Origin of the sequence: Thiohalophilus sp. (assembly GCF_031581315.1) — a bacterium.
Classification (GTDB): domain Bacteria; phylum Pseudomonadota; class Gammaproteobacteria; order UBA6429; family Thiohalophilaceae; genus Thiohalophilus.
The window spans coordinates 3349-6407 of the sequence record NZ_JAVLAZ010000112.1 but is presented as its reverse complement, the minus strand read 5'-3'; the positions used below and the strand labels follow the sequence as shown (position 1 = coordinate 6407).

Annotated in this window: 2 protein-coding genes; both read left to right on the top strand. The window is 60.8% G+C overall.

What is annotated here, in order from left to right; translation table 11 throughout:
- The first annotated feature begins 16 nt into the window (after positions 1 to 16).
- The gene (locus RI563_RS12055; protein ID WP_310694631.1) at positions 17 to 979 is read left to right on the top strand and encodes a dihydroorotate dehydrogenase; all 963 of its coding nucleotides are present in this window, start codon (positions 17 to 19) and stop codon (positions 977 to 979) included.
- 201 nt (positions 980 to 1180) lie between these two features.
- A complete protein-coding gene (locus RI563_RS12050; protein ID WP_310694630.1) occupies positions 1181 to 2965 on the top strand; it encodes a GspE/PulE family protein in 1785 nt (594 codons plus the stop codon).
- Positions 2966 to 3059: the final 94 nt, after the last annotated feature.

Sequence of the window (3059 nt, the reverse complement as noted above, 5' to 3'; positions counted from 1 at the left end):
GGTATCTTGCCTCGCCATGACCAACGATGATGCCGAGCTGCTGCGCACCGATTTTTGCGGGATGGAATTCCAGACCCCGCTGGTGCTGCTGTCCGGTTGTGTCGGTTTCGGCGAGGAATATACCCGCGTGGTCGGCTATTCCAACCGGGATGTGGGTGCGGTGTGCCTCAAGGGCACGACGCTGGAACCGCGCCTGGGTAATCCGCCGCACCGGATTTTCGAGACGCCGATGGGCATGCTCAACGCCATTGGCCTGCAGAACCCCGGTTCACGTCATGTGGTCGACAACATTCTGCCCGGGCTGGACTTTTCCGAGACTCGCTTTATCGCCAACCTCTCCGGTTCCACCCTGGAAGAGTATATCGAAGTGGCGCGGATTTTCGACGACTCGCCCATCGACGCGATGGAGATCAACATCTCCTGTCCGAACGTGAAAGAGGGCGGGGTGGCGTTCGGCAATGACCCGGATATGTCCGCGCGCGTTGTCGCCGCCTGCCGCCAGGTGACCGACAAGCCGCTGATCACCAAGCTCTCGCCCAACCAGACCGATATTGCCAAAAACGCCCGACGCTGCATCGAGGCGGGCACCGACGGTTTTGCGGTGATCAACACCATGATGGGCATGGCCATCGACATCGAATCACGCAGTCCCATCATCGGCAACAACCAGGGCGGGTTATCCGGCCCGGCGATCAAACCCATTGCCCTGCTCAAGGTGCACCAGGTTTACCAGGTGGCGCGCGAGCACGGGATTCCGATCATCGGCCAGGGCGGGGTCAACTCGGCGGAGGATGCCATTGAGTTTCTGATCGCGGGCGCCTCGGCCATCGGGGTCGGGACCGCGCTGTTTTACGACCCGCTGATCGGCGCGAAAATCAACGCCGGGATCTTGGAATACATGAATCGCCATGGTCTGGCCAACGTAGGCCAGATCACCGGCAGTCTGCGATTGAATGACGCCGGTGGTTCCTGCAGTTGAGACGGATTCCCGGCCTGCCTCGAAGGTAGGCCCGATAAAGCGAAGCGGTATCGGGCAACTTACGATTCCGGGTGGCTTGCCGGACACCGCTACGCTATGTCCGGCCTACCTCTTAATTATCAAGAAAAACCGCTCGCAACCGATAACCCTTTCGTCTAACGTATTGTTATATAACAAATGAGTGATTAAACGAGCCCGTTAATGGCTACAACCACCGCCCCCCGCAAAAAAATCCGCATCGGCGATCTGCTGGTGGAAAACGGCGTGATCAGCGAAGACCAGCTGATGGCCGCGCTGGCCGATCAGAAAAAAACCGGCCAGAAACTGGGCCGTACGTTGATCCAGAAACAACTGGTCACCGAACAGCAGCTGATGGAGCTGCTCTCCACCCAGCTCAATCTGCCGTTCATCGATCTGAAGAAATACAACTATGAACCGGAGACGGTGCGCCTGATTCCCGAAACCCTGGCGCGCCGTTACCGGGTTATCGCCCTCAAGCAAAACCCCGACAACAGTCTGCTGGTGGGCATGGCCGATCCCACGGATATTTTTGCCTTTGATGAGCTGGCCAAGGTGCTCAAGCGGGATATCAAGCAGGCGGTGGTGCGCGAATCAGACTTGCTGGCGGCGATCGATTCCACCTACCGACGCACCGCCGACATTACCAACCTGGCCGAGGAGCTGGACGACCAGCTGGATGAGAGCGATATCGATCTCAGCCAGATGGCGCAGAACGAGGACGTGGTCAACGCGCCGGTGGTGCGCCTGCTGCAGACCCTGTTCGAGGACGCGGTGCAGATCGGTGCCTCGGATATTCACATCGAACCGGATGAAAGCGTGTTGCGCATCCGCCAGCGCGTGGACGGTGTGCTGCAGGAGCAGGTGATGAAGGAAAAGCGCATCGCCAATGCGCTGGTCTCGCGCCTGAAGCTCATGGCGGGGCTGAATATCTCCGAACGACGCGTGCCCCAGGACGGGCGCTTTAACATCCGTGTGCGCGATAAAAGCATCGACGTGCGCCTGTCCACCATGCCGGTACAATACGGCGAGTCGGTGGTCATGCGTCTGCTGGATCAATCCGGCGACATGCTCCAGCTCGAACAATTGGGCATGACCGACGATATCCTGCACCACTTTCGCAACCAGATCCGCCGCCCCTATGGCATGGTGCTGGTGACCGGCCCGACCGGCAGCGGTAAAACCACCACCCTGTATGCCGCGCTGTCGGAACTGAACGACGCGACAAAGAAGATCATCACCGTCGAGGACCCGGTGGAATACCGCCTGCCGCGTATCAACCAGGTGCAGGTGAACCCGCGCATCGATCTGACCTTCGCCCGGGTATTGCGTACCGCATTGCGCCAGGATCCGGATATCGTGCTGGTCGGCGAAATGCGCGATCAGGAAACCGCGCAGATCGGCCTGCGCGCATCCATTACCGGCCATCTGGTGCTCTCCACCCTGCATACCAACGATGCCATCTCCAGTGTCAACCGCCTGCTGGACATGGGGGCCGAAGGCTATCTGCTGGCCGGCGCGCTGCGCGCGGTGATTGCCCAGCGCCTGGTGCGTCGCGTCTGCGACAGCTGCACCACACCGTATCGGCCCGAACCCAATGAGCTGGCCTGGCTGTACAACACTCTGGGCGACGAGATCGATGAGAGCCGCTTCGTGCACGGCGCCGGCTGTCCGCACTGCAACAATACCGGCTATCACGGTCGGATCGGTGTGTTCGAATACCTGGAGATCAACGAGGATCTGGCCAACGCGCTGCGCCGGTCCGATTCGGTGGAATTCACCCGGCAGGCCCGACGCAGCGAGACTTTCCGCCCCTTCGCCCGCCATGCACTGGATTACGCCCTGAAGGGCGTCACCTCGCTGGAGGAAGTCATGCGCGTGACCGGCACCGTGGAAGAGGTCGAATTACCGATACCGCCGGCGGAAGAGGGCAGCGACGAATCGGAATCGAGCCATGCCCCGGTTTGATTACAGGGGCCGGGATCGCGCCGGCAGCGCCACCAATGGCAGCGTGGAGGCCCCCTCGCTCGACGGTGCCGCCAGCCAGCTGCTGAACAGCGGC